Genomic DNA, 17,548 nt, shown 5'->3' with positions numbered 1-17,548 from the left:
CCGCTGGAGCCGCCCGCGCCCGTGGCCGCGCCGCCGGCCCCACCGGTGCCTCCGGCGCCGCCCGCGCCACCGGCCGCGCCGCCGCAGCCCAAGACCATCGCCATCAGCGCCGTCGAGTACCTCACGCCGCCGGTGCTGAACTACCCGGCCGCCGCGCGCCGCGCCGGCGAGTCCGGCCGGGTCAACGTGCGCGTGCTGGTGGACGCCAGGGGCATGCCGCAGCAGATGCAGTTGACGCGCTCCTCCGGATTCGCCCGCCTGGACGAGGCGGCGCTCGCCACCGTGCGCGCCACCCGCTTCAAGCCCTACATGGAAAACGGCCAGCCCCACGCCTTCTGGGTGCTGATGCCCCTGATCTTCGAACTGGAGGAATGAGCCATGAACGAAACCCAAACCGCCGTGGGCTTCGCCCATTTCCTGGCCCAAAGCGATGCCGTGGGCAAAGGCCTGCTGCTCATCCTCGTGGGCATGTCGGTGCTGTCCTGGGCGCTGATTGCCATCAAGGGCATCGCGCACCTGCTGCGCAAGAGGCGCAGCGAGCACTTCCTGCGCTTCTTCTGGGACGCGCGCTCGCTCGATGAGGTGGGCAACGAGATCAGCACCCACGGCGCGCACGACCCGTTCTCGCACCTGACCGCGCATGCCATGCACGCGCAGTCGCACCACGCCAAGTACGGCTCGGCCAAGCTCAGCGAGGCCGGCTCGGCGCAGGATTTCGTCACCCGCACCATCAAGAAGGTGCTGGACGAGGAAACCACCCGGCTGGAGAACGGCCTGACCGCCCTGGCCACCGTGGGCGCCACCGCGCCGTTCGTGGGCCTGTTCGGCACGGTGTGGGGCGTCTACCACGCGCTGCTGGCCATCGGCATGAGCGGCGCGGGCACGCTGGACAAGGTGGCCGGCCCCGTGGGCGAGGCACTGATCATGACCGGCATCGGCCTGGCCGTGGCCATCCCCGCGGTGGTCGCCTACAACGCCTTCACCCGCAGCAACCGCGTGCTCAATGCCCGGCTCGACGCCTTCGCCTTCGAGCTGCTGACCTTCCTGTCCATGGGCCAGACCATGAAGCCCGCGTCGGCCGAGCCGGCGGCCGAGCAAGGCGGCAACGTGCGCGGCCTGCGCGCAGCCAGCTGACGCCCCACGCGCCGACCGATTCCAAGGAGCCCAAGCCATGGCCTTCGCCAGCTTCGACCGCAAGACCTCTTCCGCGCCGGTGTCCGACATCAACATGGTCCCGCTCATCGACGTGATGCTGGTGCTGCTGGTGATCTTCATCGTCACCGCGCCGCTGCTCACCCACGCCGTGAAGCTGGACCTGCCCAAGGCCAGCAGCGCCGTCAACCAGGCGCCGCCGCAGAAGGTGGAGTTCGCCATCGACGCCGCCGGCCAGCGCTTCTGGAACGGCGAGATGGTCACGCGCGAGGACGCCGCCGCGCGCTTCGCCGCCGAGGGCGCCAAGGATCCGCAGCCGGAAGTGCACCTGCGCGCCGACCAGTCGGTGGCCTACCGCTTCGTGGCCGAAACCCTGGCCGACGCCTCCAAGGCCGGGCTGTCCAAGGTCGGCTTCGTCAGCACGCCAGAGACGCCCTGATCCTGCGGGCCGCGCGGCCTACCGCCGCGCGCCCGTTCCCCGTTTCCCCTTCCCTCTTGAACGGGCGCCGCGTGCGTTCCGGCCGAACTCACCCTGGAGATTTGCATGACCACAAGAACCGACCGCCGCGCCCTGCTGCCGCTGGGCGCCCTGGCCGCGGGATTCAGCATTGCCGGCGCCGCGCTGGCGCAGCAGGCCGACGCCCCGGCCGCCAAGGACAGCGAGGCCGTGATGCCCGCCGTGCGCGCCAAGGCCGCCGGCGAGCCCAAGGGCAACGACAGCCTGCGCACCACCACCACCACCATAGGCAAGGGCAAGCAGGCGCTGCGCGACATCCCGCAGTCCGTGACGGTAGTGACGGAAAAGCTCATTGAGGACCGCAACCTCGACACGCTCAAGGAAACGCTTAAGAACACCGGTGGCGTGAGCTTCATGGCCGCCGAGGGTGGCGAGGAGGACATCCGGCTGCGTGGCTTCTCTCTGCAGCAGTCGGGCGACATCTTCGTGGACGGCATGCGCGACCCGGCCTTTTACGAGCGCGACACCTTCAACTACGACCGCCTGGAGTTGCTGCGTGGCTCGGCCTCCATGCTGTTCGGCCGCGGTTCCACCGGTGGTGCCGTCAACCAAGTCAGCAAGTTGCCGCAGCTCAGCGATGAGCACGAGGTGCGCACGACTTTGGGCAACCATGCCTACCGCCGCATCACCGGCGACTTCAACATCCAGACCGGCGACGAGTCGGCGCTGCGCTTGAACGCGATGTACACCAAGGCCGACAACAACGGCTCAGGCAGCAGCATTGAGAAAGGCGGTGCCGCAGGCGCCTTCCGCACCGGCATAGGTACATCTGACGAGTTCACGGTGTCGTTGTTCCACCTCAACAACAACAACGGCATGAACTACGGGCTGCCGTGGATCAGGTCCACTGCCGGTCCGACGTCCACACCTTCGCTCAATACCCTGCTGCCGGGCCTCAAGCCGTCGGCCTACTTCGGCGCGGCCAGCGACTACAACGATGGCGCGGCCTCCATGGGTACGCTGACCCACCTGCACCGCTTCAGCAACACTGTCGAGCTGCGCACCTCGCTTCGCAAGGGACGTTTCGAGCGCGACCAGCACGCCAGCACCATCCGTTTTGCTGGGACCGCAGGCACTCTTGCAAACCCTATCGCAAACCCCGCTGCAGTGGATTTGAGCAACTTCGGGCCGTCTACCGTGCTTAACCGGGGTGCTCAAAACAAGATCCAGGACTTTGAAACGACCATGCTTCAAAGCGACCTGAGCGCCAAGTTTGATGCGCTGGGCGTCAAGCACTCAGTGCTGGCGGGCGTGGACTTTGCCAAGGATGAGAAAACCCTCTACCGGGCTACGGTGCCAACGGGCGTCAACCTCAACAAGGGTCAAGTCCGCGTCGACGGCACCGAGCTGGGCAACCCCTGGGTTGATGAAAGCCAGCGCGTGTTGAGCCCCATGTCCGGCTACGACGGGCACAACTGGGGCGTCTACGCACAAGATCTGGTCCAGGTGGCGCCGAGTTGGAAGGTTTTGGGCGGCGTGCGCTATGACTCGACCAAGGTGGACTTCCGACGCATCTCGGTCGCCGATGACACCACATCTCAAACGTTCAAGGCTTCCGAATGGAGCCAGCGTTTCGGCGTGCTGTTCCAGCCCAATGATCTGCAGTCCTACTATTTCTCGTGGGGCAATTCCTTCAACACGTCGGCCGACTTGCTGGTCAACGGTGGCAGCGGCAACGTGGATATGGCCAAGCTGGCCAACACGCCGCCCGAGTCCAGTGAGAACTTGGAGCTCGGTGCCAAGCTGGACAGCGAGAGCGGTCGCTTCACCACCCGTGTGGCACTGTTCCGCTCCACCAAGAAGAACGAGCGCAACCTCGACGAGCCGTCCAACGACTCCTTCCTGCTGTCGGGCAAGCGCCACGCCACGGGCTTCGAGCTTGACCTCACCGGTCGAATCACGCCGCAGTGGGAGGTGTACGGCTCGTACATGTGGATTCCTTCGGCCAAGGTGGACAAGGCCGCCAGCGCCACCTTCGGCAACCGCGAGGGTGACCGTCCAGGCCTGACGCCCAGACACAGCGGAACGATCTGGACCACCTACCAGTTCACGCCCCAACTGCGTCTGGGTGCTGGGGTGAACTTCCGCAGCAAGCAGGCGCCGGCCGACCTCGCGGTCAGTACGACCAACCCGGACGACTCGCGTTGGGAAGTGCCGGGCTGGGCCACCGTGGACCTGATGGGCGAGTACGCCTTCAACGACAAGATGTCGCTCAAGGTCAACGTCAACAACGTGGCCGACAAGTACTACGCTGATTCGCTCTACCGTGGCCACTACATCCCTGGCTTTGGCCGGCTGGTGCAGGCGACGCTGATCACCAAGTTCTGATCTGATCCGTCTTGAAGCCTGAGCACGGTGGCCGCTTCCTGCAGGAAATGGCCGCCGTGCCTGCTTGACAACCCACCACTGCGCGAGCACCCATGCTTCTCCACGTTCCCGAAGTCCTCACGCCAGACGAACTGCGGCAGTGCCGCGACCTCCTGCGCGACGCGCCCTGGACCGATGGCCGCGCCACCGCCGGCGCGCAGTCGGCCGTCGTCAAGAACAACGAACAGCTGCCCTCGCGCTGCGAGCAGGCGCAGGCGCTGCAGGCCATCGTCCTGCGCGCGCTCGAGCGCCACCCGCTGTTCTTCTCCGCGGCGCTGCCCAAGCGCATCTTTCCGCCCATGTTCAACCGCTATGGCGGCACGGCCAACACCTACGGCCCGCACGTGGACATGGCCGTGCGCCACACCGCGCAGGGCGGCGTGCGCGTGCGCACCGACGTTTCCTGCACCCTCTTCTTCGCCGACCCCGACGAGTACGACGGCGGCGAGCTTGAAATAGACGACACCTTCGGCAGCCGCCGGGTGAAGCTGCCCGCCGGCGACATGGTCCTCTACCCCGGCACCAGCGTGCACGGCGTGGCGCCCGTGACGCGCGGCCACCGCCTCGCCAGCTTCTTCTGGATAGAGAGCATGGTGCGCAGCGACGAGCAGCGCCGGCTGCTGTTCGACCTGGACATGGCCCTCATGCGGCTGCGCGAGCGCGAGGGCGAATCGGCCGAGGCCGTCGCGCTCACCGGCACCTACCACAACCTGCTGCGCATGTGGGCCGACACCTGAGCCGCGGCCTGATCCACCGAGCACCGCCATGAACCGCCCGCAGATCCCGGCCGACGTCGCTTGCACCGCCGACTACGAGCCCCACGCGCGCGAGCGCATGGACCCCGCCGCCTGGGCCTACCTCTGCGGCGGCGCGGGCGACGAGATCACGCTGCGCGCCAACCGCGAGGCCTGGGACGCGCTGCGGCTCATCCCCCGCGTGCTGCGGTCGTTGGCCAACGGCAGCGCCGCCATCGAACTGCTGGGCCGGCCGCTGCAAAGCCCGCTGCTGGTCGCGCCCATGGCCCACCAGCGCCTGGCCCACCCCGACGGCGAGGCCGCCACCGCGCTGGCCGCCGCGGCGCAGGGCGCCGGGTTCGTCTTCAGCGCGCAGGCCAGCCTGCGCATGGAGGACGTGGCGGCGCTCGTCCGCGACGAGGCCGGCCGCGGCCCGCTGTGGTTCCAGCTCTACCTGCAGCGCGAGCGCGCCCACACGCTGGAGTTGATAGAGCGCGCCGAGGCCGCAGGCTTTGAAGCCCTGGTGCTCACGGTGGACGCGCCTTCCTCCGGCGCACGCGACCGCGAGCGCCGCGCCGGCTTCCGGCTGCCGCCGGGCATCGCCGCGGTCAACCTGCGCCCGCAGGCACCGCCGCCGCCCAACGCTGACTTCTTCAGTGAAATCGTCGCGCAGGCACCGACCTGGGACGACGTGGCCTGGCTGTGCTCGGCCACGCGGCTGCCGCTGCTGCTCAAGGGCGTGCTGCACCCCGACGACGCGCGCCAGGCACTGGCCGCGGGCGCGGCCGGCCTCATCGTCTCCAACCACGGCGGCCGCACCCTGGACACCGCCGTGAGCACCGCGCGCGTCCTGCCGCGCATCGCCGACGCCCTGGGCGGCGCGCTGCCGCTGCTGGTGGACGGCGGCGTGCGCCGCGGCACCGACGTGCTCAAGGCCCTGGCCCTGGGCGCCAACGCCGTGCTGCTGGGCCGCCCCGTGCTGCACGGCCTGGCCACCGCAGGCGCGTTGGGCGTGGCCCACGTGCTGCGCCTGGTGCGCGACGAATTCGAGATTGCCATGGCCCTCACCGGCTGCGCCCGCGTGGCCGACATCAACCCGCGCCTGCTCGACAAAGCCTCCTGAGGCGTCCTGAAATGGAGCAAGGGCAGCTTCGCCCCGTGCCGCGCCTGCACCCGGCCTGAAACCGCTGGTCGCCACCGGCAGGCCGGCTTTTGATGCGGCCGTGCCACAAATGGCCCACGCATGTTGACGCAAGTGATTCTGAAACCGGTTTCCTAGAGGGAAATACAGCGGACTTGGCTTCTCACTCCCCTGGGCGCGCAGTACCATTTGCCCCGCAGGGTGCCGCAGAGAAAAGAGGGTTCACGCAGCCTTCGCCCCACCCGGCGCATCAACCAGTAATTGATGGAGAGAATCCAAATGGCAACTGCAAAGAAAGCCGCGTCCAAGACGGTCGCGGCCAAGAAGGCCCCGGCCGCCAAGAAGGCCGAGACGGCAGCCAAGCCTGCCGAAGCCGGCAAGCGCAGCCCCAACGCTGCTTTCATGAAGGAAATGAAGCCCAGCGCCCAACTCGCGGCCGTCATCGGCGACAAGCCCATGCCGCGCACCGAAGTCACCAAGAAGGTGTGGGACTACATCAAGGCCAACAACCTTCAGGACGCTGCCAACAAGCGCATGATCAATGCCGACGCCAAGCTGAAGGACATCTTCAAGAAGCCTCAGGTGTCCATGTTCGAAATGACCAAGCTCATCAACGAACACCTCAAGTGAGACCAGCGGGCTGAAGGCGCCGCCAACGCGCCACCCCCGCCCGCCTCCACTGCAAAGCCGGCCTCAGCGCCGGCTTTTTCATGGGCGCCTGATCGTGCTTGCCGCCGCGCAGCCCGCGCACTTCCCCACGCTCTGCTGTCTATCGGGGCGCCCATCGTTTTCCCGCCCGCACGGGCTTGGTTTCTGGCCATGAATTGAGAACGATTCTCATTGCTGTGATAGGCTGCCGCAGCCTGTTCAACTTCACGCAAGGGAAGCCATGAAGCCTGTCGTTCTCGCCGCCGCCGCGCTGGGCATTGCTGCCAGCCTGGGCTCCACCGCCGCCTTCGCCAAGGCCAACTGCAAGGCCTATCCCAAGGAGGAATGGCTCAAGGAAGACGACGCACGCTCGCGCATCGAGGCCCAGGGTTACAAGATCAACAAGTTCAAGGTCGACGGCAACTGCTACGAGATCTACGGCCGCGCGCCGGACGGCCGCAAGGTCGAGATCTACTACGACGCCAAGACGCTCAACCCCGTCAAGACCGAGTACGGGGACTGACGGCCATGCCCGTCGCGCCCGCAACCGCCGCCCGCGTGCGCGTCTGGGACGCCCTGGTGCGGCTGGCGCACTGGACGCTGGCCGCCGTGGTGCTCGTCAACCTCGTGCGCGACGACGGCGACCAGATCCACCGCCTGATCGGCTACGTGGGCGTGGGCGCCGTGGCGGTGCGGCTGCTGTGGGCGCTGCTTGCGCGCGGCCCGGCCAGCTTGGGCGCGCTCAAGCCCTCTCTCTGCGCCACGCGCGGCTACCTGCAGGCCGGCGCGCCGCGCTGTGTGGCCCACGACCCGCTGGGCCTGTGGATGGTGTGGCTGCTGTGGCTGCTGGTGCTGCTGCTGGGCCTCACGGGCTGGATCAGCCGGCTCGACGCCTTCTGGGGCGAGGACTGGCCCGTGGACATCCACGCCTGGCTGGCCGACGCGCTCATCGTCTGCGTGGTGGTGCACCTCTTGGGCGTGGCCAGCATGAGCTGGCATTGGCGCGAGAACTTGCCCGCCGCCATGCTCACCGGCCGCAAGCGCGCAGGCGAGGACGCTTCTCATTAACGCCAAAACCCGGCGGGCGCCAGCCCGGCGCCGGGCCGGCACGCCTTCATAGCGGTCTTATTTCACGACCAGGCCTTGTGAAGCGCAGGCCCGGCCGACGCCGCCGCGCGCATGATGCGCGCGTCAGCAACTTGTTTTCCCGCTCACGACATGCAAGGCCACCCTGCCGTCATCGATGCCCTCAACGCCCTGCTCACGGGCGAGCTCGCCGCGCGCGACCAGTACTTCATCCACTCCCGCATGCTGGAGGACTGGGGCTACACCAAGCTGGCCGCGCGCATCTCGCACGAGATGGAGGACGAGACCGGCCACGCCGACGTGCTGATCAAGCGCATCCTCATGCTCAGCGGGCGGCCCAACATGGTCCCCTCGCCGCTGAACGTGGGCCAGGACGTGCCCGGCATCCTGCAGGCCGACCTGGCGGTGGAGTACTCGGTGATCACGCACCTGCGCGAGGTCATCGCCCTGTGCGAGCGCGAGCGCGACTACGTCACCCGCGACCTGCTGCTGCCCATGCTGGAAGACACCGAGGAAGACCATGCCCACTGGCTGGAGCAGCAGCTCGGCCTGATCAACGCCGTGGGCCTGCAGAACTACCTGCAAAGCCAGATGGGCTGAGCCGGCAGGGCCGGCGCACTTTCTCGTCATGCCTGCGAAAGCGGGCATCCACGCTGGCCACGCTGCTGCCCGGCGTTCGTGGACACCCACCTTCGCGGGTGTGGCGAAAACGGGCTTACCCGCGCCGAGCCGGTGCCCTCAAGGCAGCCACGCCTCCAGCGCCTTCCACATCTGCGCGATGGAAATGGGCTTGGTCCAGTAGTCGTCGAACCCGGCTTTTTTCGCCGCGCGCGCCTGCTCGGGCATGGCGTCGGCCGACAGCGCGATGCAGGGCAGTTGGGCCGTGAGCGGATCGGCGCGCAGCGCCGCGACGATGTCCAGCCCCGTCATGTCCGGCAGGTTCATGTCGATGAGCAGCAGTTGCGGCGCGTCCTCGCGCGCCGCCCGCAGGCCGGAGGCGCCATCCGGCTCCACCTGCAGCGACCAGCCCGCCTGGCCGCGGAACATCTCCGTCATCAGCAGCACGTTCAGCGGCTCGTCCTCGATGTAGAGAACGCGCCGGGGCGGCCTGGCCTGGTCGCCGCCCGTGGGGGAAGAAACGTCAGCCGACATGCCGCTGCAGGAAGTCCAGCGTGCGCTGTCGCGCCAAGTCGGCGCTGGCGGGCTCGAAGGCCGCGCGCTGGTCGCAGTTGAAACCGTGGTCGGCCGGGTAGACGTGCACCTCCACCTCCGGGCGCGCCTGCGTGAAGGCCTGCACCTGGGGCTGCGGGATGAGGTGGTCGCGCTCGCCGAAGTGCATGAGCACGGGGCAGCGCGGCTGCAGCGCCGCCTGGTCCGGGATGCCGGCGCCGTAGTAGCTGATGGCGGCCGACAGGCCGTCCACCTTGCACGCCGCCAGCCACGTCATCAGCCCGCCCCAGCAATAGCCGACGATGCCGACCTTGCCCGCCTGTGCGCCCTCCGCCACCGCGGCGGCGATGTCCAGCAGCGCGAGGTCCTGCTTGGACGCCATCTTCAGCTCGCGGCCGCGCTGGACGTCGTCCTCCGTGTAGCCCAGCTCCACGCCGCGCTGCAGCCGGTCGAACAGCGCCGGCGCGATGGCCACGTAGCCCTCGGCTGCATAGCGCTCGGCCACGGCGCGGATGTGCGAATTCACGCCAAAGATTTCCTGCAGCACCACCAGCGCGCCGCGCGGCGTGCCCTGGGGGCGGGCCACGAAGGCACCGAAGCGGTGGCCATCGGCGGCCTGCAGTTCTTGCACGGGCATCAACGTTCTCCCTTGAGTTGCTGTAAGCGGCGCTCCACGAAGTCCAGCCGGTCCTGGCCCCAGAAGATTTCGCCGTCTATGACGTAGCTGGGCGCCCCGAACACCCCGGCGTCAATGGCGCGCTGCGAGTCTTCTTCATAGCGCAGGTGCACGCGCTGGGTGTGGGCGTCGTCCAGGCGGGCAAGTTTCAGGCCCTGGGCGGTGAGCAGCTCGGCCAGCGTCGCCTCGTCGGCGATGTTCTTCTCCTCCACCCACACCGCGCGCATCACGGCGCCGGTGAGCGCCATGGCGGCGTCGGGGCCGTCGAGCAGGTCCACGGCGACGATGAGCCGCGCGGCGTCGTCCGGGTTGACCGGGAAGTAGCGTGGCGTGGGGTTGAGCGGCGCGTGCAGCCACTCGCTGAAGCGCTTGAGCTCCAGGAGCCGGTAGGCCTGGCGCTGCGGCGCGCGCTTGGCCAGCGGCAGCCCGCCGGTGAGCGGGAAGACGCGCCCGCCCAGGTCCACGGGCAGCACGCGCACCACCGCGCCGTACTGGCGCGCAATGTCCTGGAAGCGCCGATGGCCCAGGTAGGCCCACGGCGAATTCGGGGCGAAGTAGTAGTCGATGGCAAGGCTCATGGAGGGCGTCAGTCCAGGGCGACAAAGGTGCGGCACCTTAGCCCAATCGGGGCGGCCCTCCTGGGGATGGTTGCTTAGGAGGGGGCGCGAGCCCCGCTCCTCAACCCCTCTCCAGTAACGGCTTCAAAAACCGTCCCGTATGGCTTTCCTTGCAAGCCGCCAAATCCTCGGGCGTTCCGGCCAGCAATACCCGCCCGCCACCGGAACCGCCTTCGGGGCCCATGTCGATCAGCCAATCCGCCGTCTTGATCACGTCCAGGTTGTGCTCGATCACGACGATGGTGTTCCCCGCGTCGCGCAACTGGTGCAGCACGCGCAGCAGCAGCTCGATGTCGGCGAAGTGCAACCCCGTGGTCGGCTCGTCCAGGATGTAGAGCGTGCGGCCGGTGTCGCGCTTGGACAGCTCCAGGGCCAGCTTCACCCGCTGCGCCTCGCCGCCGGAGAGCGTCGTGGCGCTCTGGCCCAGCGTGATGTAGCCCAGGCCCACGTCCAGCAGCGTCTGCAGCTTGCGCGAGATGGCTGGGACGGCGCTGAAGAACTCCGCCGCCTCCTCCACCGTCATGCCCAGCACCTGGGTGATGTTGCGGCCCTTGTAGAGGATCTCCAGCGTCTCGCGGTTGTAGCGGGCGCCGTGGCAGACGTCGCAGGGCACGTACACGTCCGGCAGGAAGTGCATTTCCACCTTGATCACGCCGTCGCCCTGGCAGGCTTCGCAGCGTCCACCCGCCACGTTGAAGCTGAAGCGCCCCGCCCCGTAGCCGCGCTCGCGCGCGGTGGGCACCTCGGCGTACAGCTCGCGGATGGGCGTGAACATGCCCGTGTACGTCGCGGGGTTGGACCGCGGCGTGCGCCCAATCGGGCTCTGGTCCACGTTGATGACCTTGTCGAAGGCTTCCAGGCCCTCGATCGCGTCGTGCTCCGCGGGCTCCAGGTGGCTGTTGTAGAGCTTGCGCGCCACGGCCGCGTACAGCGTGTCGTTGACCAGGGTGGATTTGCCCGACCCCGAGACGCCGGTGACGCAAGTCAGCAGGCCGACGGGGAGCTCGATGCTCACGCCCTTGAGGTTGTTGCCCGTGGCGTTGACGATGCGCAGCCCCGTGCCCGCCTCCCACTTGCGCCGCTCCTTGGGCACGCGGATGCTCAGCCGCCCGCCCAGGTAGCCGCCGGTCAGCGACTCGGGGTGGTCCATCACCTCCTGCGGCGTGCCCTGGGCGATGACGTGGCCGCCGTGCACGCCGGCCCCCTTGCCCATGTCCACCACGTGGTCGGCGGCGCGGATCATGTCCTCGTCGTGCTCCACCACCAGCACCGAGTTGCCCAGGTCGCGCAGGTGCTGCAGCGTGGCGATCAGCCGCTCGTTGTCGCGCTGGTGCAGGCCGATGCTGGGCTCGTCCAGCACGTACATCACGCCCGTCAGGCCGCTGCCGATCTGGCTGGCCAGGCGTATGCGCTGCGCCTCGCCGCCGGAGAGCGTGTCGGCGCTGCGGTCCAGGCTCAGATAGTTCAGGCCCACGTCGTTGAGGAAGCGCAGCCGGTTGCGGATCTCGCTGACGATCTTGTCGGCAATGGCCGCCTTGGCGCCGCGCAGCGTCAGGCCCTGGAAGTAGGCCAGCGCGTCGGCCAGCGTCGCGTGCTCGACCTCGTAGATGGACTTGCCCGTCTCGCCCGGCTGTGCATCCGCCGCGTGCAGGAAGACGTGCCGCGCCTCGCGCCGCAGCCGCGTGCCGCGGCACTCGGGGCAGGCCTGCGCGTGCTGCATGCGCATCAGCTCCTCGCGCACGGCGGCGGAGTCCGTTTCGCGCAGGCGCCGCGTCAGGCTGGGCAGGATGCCTTCGAAGGGGTGCGAGCGCTTCACGCTGCGCGACTTGCCGCGCGCGCCCTCGGCCTCGTAGGTGAACTCGATCTCCTCCGCGCCGGAGCCGTGCAGCAGCACCTGCCGGATCTCCGCCTCCAGTTCCTCGAAGGGCGTGTCCAGGTCGAAGCCGTAGTGCGCCGCCACCGCCTGCAGCGTGCCGAAGGTGTAGGCGTTGCGCCGGTCCCAACCCTTCACGGCGCCGCTGGCCAGGCTCAGCGAGGGGAAGGCGACCACGCGCTCGGGGTCGAACACCGTCACGTGGCCCAGGCCGTCGCAGCTCGGACAGGCGCCCGTGGGCGAGTTGAAAGAGAACAGCCGCGGCTCCAGCTCCGTGAGCGAGTAGTCGCAGTGCGGGCAGGCGAAGCGGCTGCTGAAGGGCGTCTCGCGCCCCGCGTCCATCTCGACGGCCAGCGCGCGCGCGTTGCCTATGCGCAGGCAGTTCTCGAAGCTCTCGGCCAGGCGCTGGCGCAGGCCGCCCGTGCCGCCCCCCTCCTCGGCGCGAATGCGCACGCGGTCCACCACCACGTCGATGTCGTGCGTGCCCTCGCTCAGGGCCGGCAGGTTGTCGATGTCGTGGATCTGGCCGTCCACGCGGAAGCGCACGTAGCCCTGCGCCTGCAGGTCGGCCAGCAGCGGGGCGATGTCGCCCACCCGGCCGCGCGCCACGGGCGCCAGCAGCAGCAGCTTGGTGTCCTCCGGCAGCGCCAGCACCGAGTCCACCATCTGCGCCGTGCTCAGGGCCTGCAGCGGCAGCGCGTGCTGCGGACAAAACGGCGTGCCCGCGCGGGCGTAGAGCAGGCGCAGGTAGTCGTGGATTTCCGTCACCGTGCCCACGGTGGAGCGCGGGTTGTGGCTGGTGGCCTTCTGCTCGATGGAGATCGCGGGGGATAAACCCTCGATCACGTCCACGTCGGGCTTGTCCATCAACTGCAGGAACTGCCGCGCGTAGGCCGAAAGGCTTTCCACATAGCGGCGCTGGCCTTCGGCGTACAGCGTGTCGAAGGCCAGGGAGCTCTTGCCGGAGCCGCTCAGGCCGGTGATCACCACCAGCGCCTGCCGCGGCAGGTCCAGGTCGATGTTCTTGAGGTTGTGCGTGCGTGCGCCGCGCACGCGGATCGCAGGCGTCTCGTGATTCAAGGGTTTCTACTCGGCTCGGGTCAACCGGCCATCATAGCCAGAGCGCGGCACCGGCCTGCCAGCTCCAGGGCCAAGCACCGTGCAGTCCGTCAACCCGCCGACGAGGGTGCGGCGATCCCCCGATGGCGGCTTGCCGCCGCAGGCGTATACCGGCCCGCCATGAACGACGACACCCTGCGGCGTTTTGCTGATTCGGTTCCCGCCACCTCAGCCGCCCTGCCGCCGGCGGCCCCCGTGGCATCACTGGCCGACGTGCCGCAGCCGCCAGCCGGCGCGGACACGCCGGACGCCCTGAAGGCCGCCCACGCCATGGACCGGCTGCTGCACGCCAACGTGGCCCACGTGACGGGCGGCCTCTCGCCCATCTCGCTGGGGCTGGCGCTGGCCGACTGGGGCTGGCACCTGGCCTCGCAGCCGGCCAACGCGGCGCGGCTGGCGATCTCGGCCCAACAGCACGCCGTGGAGGCCATGGCCGAATGCCTCAGCGGCGACTGCAGCGGCCCGCTGGCGCAGGACGCGCGATTCCGCGACCCCGCCTGGCACCAGTGGCCCTACGCCCCCATGGCCCGCGCCCACCAGGCCGCCCAACACTGGTGGCAGGACGCCAGCCGCCTTCGCGGCATGAGCGCGCACCACGCGCAGGTCGTCCGCTTCTTCGCCACGCAGTGGCTGGACATGCTGTCGCCCAGCAACAACTTCCTGGCCAACCCCGAGGTGCTGCGCCGCACCGCCGAGCGCCACGGCGCCAACCTGGTGGAAGGCGCCTTCAACCGGCTGGAGAGCTGGCGCCGCCGCCAGGGGCTGGAGCCGCTCACGCCGCCGGAGCACCCCTACCTGCCCGGCGTGGACCTGGCCGTGACGCCGGGCCGCGTGGTGCACCGCAACCACTTGGTGGAGCTCATCCAGTACGAGCCCACCACCGACGAGGTGCAGGCCGAGCCGGTGTTCATCGTCCCGTCCTGGATCATGAAGTACTACATCCTGGACCTCTCGCCGCACAACTCGCTGGTGAAGTGGCTCACGGGCCAGGGGCACACGGTGTTCATCCTGTCCTGGCGCAACCCCGACGAGGGCGACGCGCTGCTGAGCCTGGACGACTACCTGTCGCTGGGCGTGCTGGACCCGCTGGCCGCCATCGCCCGCCAAATGCCCGACCAGCCGGTGCACACCTGCGGCTACTGCCTGGGGGGCACGCTGCTGTCCATCGCCGCCGCCGCGCTGGCGCGGCCGGGCCAGGTGGAAGGCGCCGAAAAACTGCCCAAGCTGGCGGGCGTGACGCTGCTGGCGGCGCAGACCGATTTTTCAGAGCCCGGCGAGCTGGGCGTGCTGATCGACGAGTCGCAGGTGGAGCTGCTGGAAGACATCATGGCCGAGCGCGGCTTCCTCACCGGGCGGCAGATGGCCGAGACCTTCCAGTTCCTGCGCTCGCGCGAGCTGGTCTGGTCCACCCGCATGCGAGAGTTCTGGCTGGGCGAGCGGCTGCAGCCCAACGACCTGATGTCCTGGAACGCCGACGTCACGCGCATGCCCGCGGTGATGCACAGCCAGTACCTGCGCCGCTGCCAGTTGCAAAACCAGCTCGCGCACGGCCAGTACCCGGTGGAAGGGCGGCCGGTGTCGCTGGGCGACATCCGCGAGCCCCTCTTCTGCGTGGCCACGGAGCTGGACCACGTCTCGCCCTGGCGCTCGGTCTACCAACTGCACCGGCTGGTGCACACCGATCTCACCTTCGTGCTCACCAACGGCGGGCACAACGCGGGCATCGTCTCCGAGCCCGGCCACGCGCGGCGGCGGTTCAGGCAGCGCCGCATGGAGGCCGGCGCGCACTGGGTGGCCCCGGACGCTTGGGCGCAGGGCGCGCAGCCGCGCGAGGGCTCGTGGTGGCCGGCCTGGCACGACTGGCTCGTGCAACACAGCCGCGGCCGGGTGCCGGCACGCCCCGTGCCGCAGGGGCTGGAGCCCGCCCCCGGAAGCTACGTGCATGTGCGCTACCACGACTGAAACCGCGTCCCTTGCCGCCCTCGCACCGCCCGCCGCCTTGAAGGTGCGCGGGCCGTGGTGGCGGCCACGGCGCGCCGCCGTGCTGCTGGCTGCCGCGGCGCTGCTGGCGGGCTGCGGCGGCGGGGTGTTCGTGGGCATAGGGGGGGACGACGACGACCCGCCCGTCGCCGCGCTGTCCGTGGCGCCGACGCAGGCCGTGCCGGGCCAGGTGGTGACGCTGCTGGCCGACGCGCGCGACGACTACGGCGTGGACTACGTGGCCTTCTACCAGGTGCTGCCCAACGGCGGCGCGCTGCGCCTGGGCGTGGTGGGCGCCCCGCCCTATCAGCTCGCCGTCGCGCTGCCGGCGGATGCGGCGGGCATCGTGCAGTTCTTCGCCCGCGCGGTGGATAGCTACAACCAGTACGGCGACAGCGCGCTGGCGACGGTGCAGGTGCTGCGCTGAGGCGGGGCCGATTGGGACACGCGCCACACCGTCTGTAGGAGCGGGCTGCGCACCTTCCGTGCTCCAGCCCCATCGTTCAGTTTTTTGTACTTCGGCCCCCCATTGAATGGCAGCCATCGTTCAGATTTCTGAACGATGCGGCCTGCAAAAAGCTCAGGCGCCGCCGCGCCTCAGCGCGGGGCGCAAGTAAAGCTGGCGGCCTGGTTGACGTCGCCGCCGGCGTAGCGCGGCCAGCTCGGCCACTCGCACAGCGGCCGCGTGCGCCCGGGCACGGCCTTGGTGTCCATCACCACCTGTGGCCCCGGCGCCACGCCCTGCTCCACCCACTGCTCCAGCGCTGTGAGCGAGTCCCAGGCGGCGCTGAACTGGTCGCTCACCGAGTGGCCGTAGCCGGGAATCTCGTAGTAACGCAGGAAGTCCACCGTGGCCGCGTCGCCCATGGCGCGGCGCACGCGGGCCACGAACTGCTGCGTGGCGCGGTTGCTCACCAGGGCGTCGTGCACGCCGTGCGCCAGCAGCAGCTTGCCGCTGCGGGCGCGGAAGGCGGAGAAGTCGCTGCGGTTGGCGTCCTGCAGCTCGATCAGCTCCACGATCCTTCGCTCCCACGGGCCCGGCCGCTCTGGGTCCAGCGCCAGCGGGTCGTACGTGGTGTCGTCGGTGACGAAGTAGCGCACCCACTGGTCCCAGAAGGTGCTGCCGTAGGGCGGGCTGTCGGCCACCGCCGTGAGGCTCAGCAGGCTCACGCCCGGCATGGGCGCGGCCGGCGCCAGCGTCCCCAACCCCAGCGTGAGCACGGGCGACTGGCCCTTGTCCTTGTCCGGCGCGGCGAAGCCGAAGTCGGTACCCCAGGTGGTCAGGCCGGGGTAGCCCTTCTCGCCGCTGGGCAGCGCGAAGGCCGGCACGGTGGCGCTGTTGAGCACCTTGAAGGCGGCGATCTGCGCTGGCGTCAGGCAGTGGTCGCCCCGGGTGCCGTCGGCACAGCGCAGCGGCTGGCCGTCCAGCGTGGCGGTGTCGGGGTCGAAGGCGGCATCGCAGGCGGCCTGATGGCTGATCAGGCCGTCCGCCACGCCGTCCAGCGCGTCGCAGGCCTGCAGCGCGGCGCGGTACAGCGCCTGGCGCTGGGGCAGCCAGGGGAAGGCGTCCTTCCCGGCCAGGGCGCGCGTCATGCGGCCGAAGTGCAGGTTCAGCACCGCGGCGTTCCAGGCCGGGTACAGCGCGATGGCGCCGTCGAAGTCCTGCGGCCAGCGGCCTATGGCCAGCAGCGCCTCGCGCCCGCCGGTGGAGCCGCCGGCGAAGTAGGTGCGCTGCACGGGGCGGCCGTAGTGGCGCTGCATCAGGTAGGCGGCGGTGTCGCGCGTCTTCTTGATCGCGTCGCCCGCGAAGTTGCGCCGTGCCTCCTCATTGGCGGCGAAGCTGCCGTCGCGGCTGGCGCCGGCCACGGGGCGCAGCGACTGGTGGCCGGAGTCGCTGCCGAAGGTGGCGTAGCCGCGCCCAAGCGGTGTCGGGTGGTCCACCGGCCCGGCGGGCACGTTGCCGGAGAGCACGACGGTCTGGCCACCGCTGGTCATGCTGCTGGTCCCGCCCACGGCGGTGGTGCCGTTGTAGCCGCCGCCGCCAAACATCACGGCCTTGCCGTTCCACGGCTGCGGCAGGCTGAGCTGGAAGCGGATGGGCGGCGCCTTGCGGTCCAGTGGGCGGATGTCGCCCTCGACGGTGCAGGTGTCGCCCACCGCCGCCACGCCCGCGCCCCGCGCGGGCGTGAACGTGGCCTGGGTGACGACGGCATCGCGCGTGGGCAGGCCGATGTGCGCCGCGGGCACGGTCTGGCCCTGCAGTTGGGCGCAGCGCGCGGCCGCGTCCTGGCTGGTTTGGGCCGGCGCCGCCAGCGCCGGCAGGGCCGCCACGGCGGCGGTCACGGACGCCACGGCAAGGCGCCGCCGGTGCGGGGTCGGGTGTTTCCTGGTCATCTTTTTCTCCCTGTGTGGGCCCGCGTGCGCGGCGCGTCGCCGGCAGCGGGCCTGTCGCAGCCTATGGCCCGCAG

At 69.7% G+C, this 17,548-nt stretch carries 17 protein-coding genes; 12 read left to right on the top strand and 5 right to left on the bottom strand.

The features are described from left to right. The 10 genes from SM757_RS26775 to bfr all read left to right on the top strand — a co-directional run. Positions 1–375 (top strand): energy transducer TonB (locus SM757_RS26775; RefSeq protein ID WP_322467724.1); only part of this gene is annotated, 375 nt, incomplete at its 5' end. A gap of 3 nt (positions 376–378) precedes the next feature. After that, complete coding sequence (locus SM757_RS26770; RefSeq protein ID WP_322467723.1) at positions 379–1,134, top strand: MotA/TolQ/ExbB proton channel family protein; 756 nt, start codon at positions 379–381, stop codon at positions 1,132–1,134. Between the two features lie 37 nt (positions 1,135–1,171). After that, positions 1,172–1,591 (top strand): ExbD/TolR family protein, encoded by a 420-nt coding sequence (locus SM757_RS26765; protein WP_066330682.1) that lies wholly within the window; start codon positions 1,172–1,174, stop codon positions 1,589–1,591. A 105-nt stretch (positions 1,592–1,696) separates the two neighbouring features. After that, positions 1,697–3,997 carry a TonB-dependent receptor gene (locus SM757_RS26760; RefSeq protein ID WP_322467722.1) on the top strand — a complete coding sequence of 767 codons (2,301 nt, stop codon included), beginning with the start codon at positions 1,697–1,699 and terminating at the stop codon, positions 3,995–3,997. A gap of 92 nt (positions 3,998–4,089) precedes the next feature. After that, on the top strand, positions 4,090–4,773 hold the full coding sequence (locus SM757_RS26755; RefSeq protein WP_322467721.1) for a Fe2+-dependent dioxygenase: 684 nt from the start codon (positions 4,090–4,092) through the stop codon (positions 4,771–4,773). A 28-nt stretch (positions 4,774–4,801) separates the two neighbouring features. Then, positions 4,802–5,893, top strand: a complete 1,092-nt coding sequence (locus SM757_RS26750) for an alpha-hydroxy acid oxidase (RefSeq protein WP_322467720.1) — start codon at positions 4,802–4,804, stop codon at positions 5,891–5,893. Between the two features lie 297 nt (positions 5,894–6,190). Continuing rightward, the gene (locus SM757_RS26745) at positions 6,191–6,541 is read left to right on the top strand and encodes an SWIB/MDM2 domain-containing protein (protein WP_066330689.1); all 351 of its coding nucleotides are present in this window, start codon (positions 6,191–6,193) and stop codon (positions 6,539–6,541) included. Positions 6,542–6,800: 259 nt separating this feature from the next. Further along, entirely contained in the window at positions 6,801–7,082 is a 282-nt protein-coding gene (locus SM757_RS26740) for a PepSY domain-containing protein (RefSeq protein WP_066330693.1), read from the top strand. Between the two features lie 5 nt (positions 7,083–7,087). Then, entirely contained in the window at positions 7,088–7,627 is a 540-nt protein-coding gene (locus tag SM757_RS26735) for a cytochrome b/b6 domain-containing protein (protein ID WP_322467719.1), read from the top strand. Between the two features lie 150 nt (positions 7,628–7,777). After that, on the top strand, positions 7,778–8,245 hold the full coding sequence (bfr, locus tag SM757_RS26730; RefSeq protein WP_066330696.1) for a bacterioferritin: 468 nt from the start codon (positions 7,778–7,780) through the stop codon (positions 8,243–8,245). 138 nt (positions 8,246–8,383) lie between these two features. Here bfr and SM757_RS26725 read toward each other — a convergent pair whose 3' ends face one another. The 4 genes from SM757_RS26725 to uvrA form a co-directional block, all read right to left on the bottom strand. After that, the gene (locus SM757_RS26725; protein WP_066330697.1) at positions 8,384–8,797 is read right to left on the bottom strand and encodes a response regulator; all 414 of its coding nucleotides are present in this window, start codon (positions 8,795–8,797) and stop codon (positions 8,384–8,386) included. Next, a complete protein-coding gene (locus SM757_RS26720) occupies positions 8,787–9,452 on the bottom strand; it encodes a dienelactone hydrolase family protein (RefSeq protein WP_066330698.1) in 666 nt (221 codons plus the stop codon). Before SM757_RS26720 ends, SM757_RS26725 begins: the two co-directional genes overlap by 11 nt. Next, entirely contained in the window at positions 9,452–10,069 is a 618-nt protein-coding gene (locus tag SM757_RS26715) for a 2-hydroxychromene-2-carboxylate isomerase (protein ID WP_322467718.1), read from the bottom strand. The genes SM757_RS26720 and SM757_RS26715 overlap by 1 nt, the downstream gene beginning before the upstream one ends. A gap of 100 nt (positions 10,070–10,169) precedes the next feature. Beyond that, positions 10,170–13,061 carry an excinuclease ABC subunit UvrA gene (uvrA, locus tag SM757_RS26710; protein ID WP_322467717.1) on the bottom strand — a complete coding sequence of 964 codons (2,892 nt, stop codon included), beginning with the start codon at positions 13,059–13,061 and terminating at the stop codon, positions 10,170–10,172. 234 nt (positions 13,062–13,295) lie between these two features. Between uvrA and SM757_RS26705 the strand changes: the two genes are divergently transcribed. Next, on the top strand, positions 13,296–15,062 hold the full coding sequence (locus tag SM757_RS26705) for a PHA/PHB synthase family protein (RefSeq protein ID WP_322467716.1): 1,767 nt from the start codon (positions 13,296–13,298) through the stop codon (positions 15,060–15,062). Further along, a complete protein-coding gene (locus SM757_RS26700) occupies positions 15,043–15,507 on the top strand; it encodes a hypothetical protein (RefSeq protein WP_322467715.1) in 465 nt (154 codons plus the stop codon). Before SM757_RS26705 ends, SM757_RS26700 begins: the two co-directional genes overlap by 20 nt. A gap of 170 nt (positions 15,508–15,677) precedes the next feature. Here SM757_RS26700 and SM757_RS26695 read toward each other — a convergent pair whose 3' ends face one another. Then, positions 15,678–17,474, bottom strand: coding sequence for a tannase/feruloyl esterase family alpha/beta hydrolase (locus SM757_RS26695; protein WP_322467714.1), 1,797 nt, complete (start codon positions 17,472–17,474; stop codon positions 15,678–15,680). Positions 17,475–17,548 lie beyond the last annotated feature (74 nt).

Source organism: Azohydromonas lata, from assembly GCF_034427735.1.
GTDB classification, from domain to species: Bacteria; Pseudomonadota; Gammaproteobacteria; order Burkholderiales; family Burkholderiaceae_C; genus Azohydromonas; species Azohydromonas lata.
Note: the sequence above shows the minus strand (reverse complement) of the source record. Positions and strands in the feature narration are given on the sequence as shown.